The organism is Bacillus sp. S4 (assembly GCF_040838205.1).
GTDB lineage: Bacteria > Bacillota > Bacilli > Bacillales > Bacillaceae_G > Bacillus_A > Bacillus_A cereus_U.
On record NZ_JBFPJI010000248.1, the window covers coordinates 1 to 5,039 of the forward strand.

Consider the following 5,039-nt stretch of genomic DNA (forward strand, 5'->3'; position numbering starts at 1 on the left):
GATCAAAGCCTCCTTTTAAAATCGATTACAATTTTAGGACTAACTATTTTAGGCTTTGTACTTCATTCTATTATTCATGTAGACGCTGCCGTTATTGCGATGACAGGTGCTACACTTCTTATGTTAATTGGCGTGAAAGAACACGATATTGAAGATGTATTTGCCCACGTTGAATGGGTAACCATTTTCTTCTTCGCTGGACTATTCGTTCTCGTTGGCGGGTTAATTGATATCGGACTTATTTCTTCACTCGCAAAAGAAGTAATCGACGTAACAAATGGCGACATCGGTTTCGCTGCTATACTTATCTTATGGGTATCTGGCATCGCATCTGCGACAATTGACAACATCCCATTTGTCGCAACGATGATTCCACTTATTCAAGATTTAGCTACAGGACTCGGACTATCTGTCGATTCTCCGCAAATTGAAGTACTATGGTGGGCGTTATCTCTTGGGGCTTGCTTAGGAGGAAACGGAACGTTAATCGGAGCGTCAGCAAACGTAGTCGTTGCTGGTATTGCAAAACGTGAAGGACATGGATTCTCTTATATGGACTTCTTAAAAATCGGTTTCCCCTTAACGATCATTGCATTATTATTATCACACGCTTATATATATTTACGTTACTTAATGTAAAAGTTGTAGTGCATGAAATTATATCGGCGATTTTTAAAATATATCGATCGTTTCTCCGAATATATCAGCGATTTTCTAAATATATCGGCGATTCGATAACGAATATCGACTTACCGACAAATAACGACAGTAAAAAAGGTATGCAGCACTACGCCGCATACCTTTTTTCATCACCAAAATATACCTATAATTGCTAATCCGCCTAAAATCATACCACCAATTTGTCCGATGATTGCCGGTGATAATTGAACACCTTTTCTCACTTCAACAACTGGTCTTTCGTGCCTTAGTTGCTGCACTTCACTTTGAAGTTGATGTACACTTCCGTGTAGTTCTTTAATTAGTTCTTTTAATTCAGCGACCTCTTCGTTTACTGGCTTACTTTTTTCTAAGTTCATCTCGCATAACTCCTTATAAATTCAATCAGCGCACTGTAAAATTTCGCCAATTACCGCTATATCTCCTGCATACTACATATATAATATGGAATGTATTTTTAATCTTGCAGCTCTATCCATTCATCCCGCAATATCCCCATAATCATTCGATCAAAACACTTTCCATCTCGCTGAACTGCTTCTCTCATACACCCTTCCATCTGAAAACCCATCTTTTTATACAACGCAATGGCAGCTTTATTATAAGAAATAACATCGAGGCCAACGCGGTGTAAATTCATTTCATAGAACGCATACTTTAAAATAAGATGCAACGCTTCTCTCCCATATCCTTTTCCTCTATCATTTGCATCGCCTATACCAATTGCTAATAAACCTGTTCTGTTATTCCACTCTATGCCGTGAATTGCAACAAAACCAATTAAGCGATCATCTTGAACTGTTCTTAACATGAAAGAAACACTATTGGATCTCCTTCCCTTTAATAGCCCATCACTCGCTATTTCATGTAATGATTGCGGGAATGCCAAATCTGTATCTACATTTCTTAAATATTCACTATCCTCTTGCCACATAGCCATTACTTCAGCATCTGCTTCTCTAATAGCTGATAATTTAATAGTTTTATTTTGAAAAAGATTCATCGTCATTTCAAACTCCCCCTTTATTTAAATAGCGGGGACAATTATTCTAGCCTATTTATCCCGCATTAACGGGCAGTAAGACTCCCACCTCAAAATTCAGCTGGAGCGAAGATGTTAGGTGGGAGATCAACTGCCCGTAAACGCCCGATTGGTGAGGGCTGATAATCAGTGGGGGATGAACAAAACCCCCACTGATTAAAGTTTCACTTTATCCCCTTGTTCCATAAACTGTTGTATAAACGGGATACTTACAATAAGCGCTGACATTGGCACATCTCCTCTTCATTAAATTAACTTCATTGTATAATTTTTTATTTATTCTAACAATAAAAAGGCCCTCCAAATTTAGAGGGCCTTTCCTAATAGCAAAACTGTATTATTTCGTAAACATTTTCTCCGCTTCATCCATTGCCATTTTGTTACCTAAAGCAGAATAGTCAAGCCATGGTTGGTCATTAATAATGTATACATGCTTGCCTTTAACAGCTTTTAAATCTTTCCAAATTGGTGTTTCTTGTAGTTGTTTAAATGCAGCTTTTGCTTTATCATCTCTATTTACGACAACAAAAATCGCATCTGCATCAAAGTCAGGTAATACTTCTTGTGAAATGACTTCGAAAGGACGGTTTCCATCAATTTTTTCCACACCATTTGCAGGTTGTAATCCTAAGTCTTGGAATAAAATTGGTCCCATCGGTCTTTTCGTACTAAATACACGTAATTCTTTTGCAGTAACGCGAATTGCCATTACTTTTTCATTATTACCTAACTCTTTATCTATTAAACTTTTCACTCGTTTTGTCTGCTCTTCGTAATCTTGAATATACTTTTCCGCTTCTTTCTCACGGTTTACAAGTTTACCTACTTCTTTTAAATGATCTCTCCACGTACCTTCATCTAAATTGAAAGAATGTGTTGTTGTAATTTTTTCGTATTTCGCTAAATCTTTGCCAGCATATTTTTCATCAACATAAATTTCAGTTGGCTTTAATTGAAGTAACGCTTCCATGTTTGGATCTGTTGCAACGCCAAGTTTCTTCGTATCTTTCAACTGCTCTTTTGCGTGTGGTAAGAAATCTTTTAAATCTCCACCAATAACAGAACCTACTGGTGTAATTCCTAATGCAAGTAAATCATTTGTTAAGTGAATAGACATTGAAGCAATTTTGGGATCATTACTTTTTTCCGTTTTTTTAGTTGCCTCTTCATTAGGTTTCGATTGACCACATGCTGCTAATACTAAAATAAACATAATGCTAAATAAAATGGAAAGTTTCTTTTTCATATGTTCTCCTCTTTGAAGTATTTATTTTGTTTTTGTAAGTAAATAAAGAAAATACGGCGCTCCTAAAGCCGCTACTACTACACCAGCTGGAATAGAGTTTGGCTCGAATACAGAACGACCTATCGTATCTGCGAGTACTAAAATAATCATTCCAATAATGCCAGCTAGCGGAAGGAAATGTTGATATGTAGTACCTACTAACTTTCTTGCGATATGCGGAGAAACTAGACCGATAAAACCAATCCCTCCTGCCATCGATACACTTGCACAAGATAATCCGACCGCCGTAGCTAAAAGTAGTAATCGTTCTTTTTGAACAGAAACACCAAGTCCTGCTGCTACACTATCACCTAGGGACAGTGCATTTAACGTTTTAGATTTCAGCCATGCGTACGGAGTTAGTATCAAAATCCAAGGTAATAATGCTAGGACATGAATCCAATCTCTTCCCCACACGTTACCAACTAACCATCTAGAAGCGAATGTATACGTCTCATCATTTAACTTGAGCGAGAAAAATAATGAAAGTGCACTAAAACCAGCTGAAACTGCAATACCAACCAGAATAAGTCTAATGGGAAGTAAACCTTTTGACCGATCACTCGCAAGCAAAACAATAAGAAATGCAGCTAACACTCCTCCGCCAAATGTAAATAACGGTATTAAAATCGATGCACTCTCATTAATAGAATGAAAGAGCGTAACGAATACAATAAGCCCGAAAGATGCACCCGAATGTAATCCGAGAATACCGGGATCTGCGAGTGCATTACGAGATAGCCCTTGCAAAATCGCACCGGAAACTCCAAGGCCGATACCTGCTAACATTGTGATAATAATTCTTGGCATACGATAATCGAATAGCACTGTTGCACTCTCAAAATCACCATAACCAAAAAGCGTTTGAATCACTTTGAGTGGTGCAATGCTCAGCGTCCCCGTATTTAAGCTAATCAAAATTACAGCGATACTCATACAACCGAATATTGTAGTTACAGTAATAGCTCTCTTTTTATCCGTGTTAAAAAGATCCTTCACTTATAACTCACTCCCAACTTTACGTGCTATATAGAGGAAGAACGGAACTCCAACAAGAGCTACCATAATCCCTATCGCAAGTTCTTTAGGAGGATTTACTGTTCTTGCTCCTAAATCAGCTAACACCAATAACATAGCTCCTAATAATGCTGACATAGGAATAATAAGCCGATAATTAACACCAACTAATTTTCTAGCAATATGTGGGATGACTAGTCCTACAAATCCAATAGAACCAACAGCTGAAACAGAGACACCCGCAAGAATAACTACTATAATCATCCCGAGTATTCTCGTTCGGTTCGTTTTCACACCTAAATTCGTAGCAACATCATCCCCCATTGATATGAGTGAAATAGATCGCCCTAGCACTGTCGCAAAAACAATCGTTATGAGAATAATAGGCACTAAAAGTTTCAAGTGTTCCCACTTAACCCCCGCAACACCACCGGCAAACCAAAACGCTAAATCTTGGCTTAAATCATAATAAATTGCAATACCTGAACTTAATGAGTGTAAAAGCGCTGCCATAACTGCTCCAGCAATCGTTAACCTCATCGGTGTTAACCCTCCTGATGTTGCCGATCCGATAATAAAAATGAGTACGGTACTTAAAACTGCTCCAATAAAGGAAACAATCATTAAGTAGGAATACGGCATATGCGGGAAAAAAGCAAAACTAAGTGCTACTACAAACATCGCACCCGCATTTATTCCGAGCACACCTGCATCAGCTAAAGGATTTCGTGTTACCCCTTGCATCACAGCCCCAGCGACTGCAAAAGCAGCACCTACAACTGCCGCGCCAATCACCCTTGGAAGTCTTAGCTCATAAATAATTTGATGCTGCGTTAATTTCGGATTGTAATCAAAAACCGCTGCCCACACCGTTTGCAAATGAATATCCTTTGCACCGAATGCAACAGCTAAAAATATAGACCCCATTAAGCATAAAATTGTTAAGCTCATGAAAGAAATGAACTTAATATGTATCCAGCGATTATTGCCAGCATGTACAGTAGACTTATGTAACAT

General features: G+C 38.1%; 6 protein-coding genes. 1 reads left to right on the top strand and 5 read right to left on the bottom strand.

Translation table 11 applies throughout. The annotated features are described in order from the left end of the window. The coding region (locus tag AB3X48_RS17660) for an SLC13 family permease (RefSeq protein WP_367959769.1) at positions 1-639 on the top strand (639 nt) is incomplete at its 5' end. 170 nt (positions 640-809) lie between these two features. Here the strand turns inward: AB3X48_RS17660 and AB3X48_RS17665 are convergent. The 5 genes from AB3X48_RS17665 to AB3X48_RS17685 all read right to left on the bottom strand — a co-directional run. After that, positions 810-1,037: a coiled-coil domain-containing protein gene (locus AB3X48_RS17665; protein ID WP_002111012.1), complete on the bottom strand. Its 228-nt coding sequence runs from the start codon at positions 1,035-1,037 to the stop codon at positions 810-812. 98 nt (positions 1,038-1,135) lie between these two features. Further along, positions 1,136-1,687, bottom strand: a complete 552-nt coding sequence (locus AB3X48_RS17670; protein WP_016105574.1) for a GNAT family N-acetyltransferase — start codon at positions 1,685-1,687, stop codon at positions 1,136-1,138. 370 nt (positions 1,688-2,057) lie between these two features. Continuing rightward, positions 2,058-2,966, bottom strand: a complete 909-nt coding sequence (locus tag AB3X48_RS17675; protein ID WP_016105575.1) for an iron-hydroxamate ABC transporter substrate-binding protein — start codon at positions 2,964-2,966, stop codon at positions 2,058-2,060. Between the two features lie 21 nt (positions 2,967-2,987). Next, the gene (locus AB3X48_RS17680; protein ID WP_016105576.1) at positions 2,988-4,004 is read right to left on the bottom strand and encodes a FecCD family ABC transporter permease; all 1,017 of its coding nucleotides are present in this window, start codon (positions 4,002-4,004) and stop codon (positions 2,988-2,990) included. Beyond that, on the bottom strand, positions 4,005-5,039 hold a 1,035-nt coding region (locus AB3X48_RS17685), incomplete at its 5' end, for a FecCD family ABC transporter permease (RefSeq protein WP_016105577.1).

What these genes read in the sequence shown, in the direction of transcription:
- AB3X48_RS17665 (WP_002111012.1), bottom strand. Translation starts at nt 1,037, where the DNA reads ATGAACTTAGAAAAAAGTAAGCCAGTAAACGAAGAGGTCGCTGAATTA.
- AB3X48_RS17670 (WP_016105574.1), bottom strand. Translation starts at nt 1,687, where the DNA reads ATGACGATGAATCTTTTTCAAAATAAAACTATTAAATTATCAGCTATT.
- AB3X48_RS17675 (WP_016105575.1), bottom strand. Translation starts at nt 2,966, where the DNA reads ATGAAAAAGAAACTTTCCATTTTATTTAGCATTATGTTTATTTTAGTA.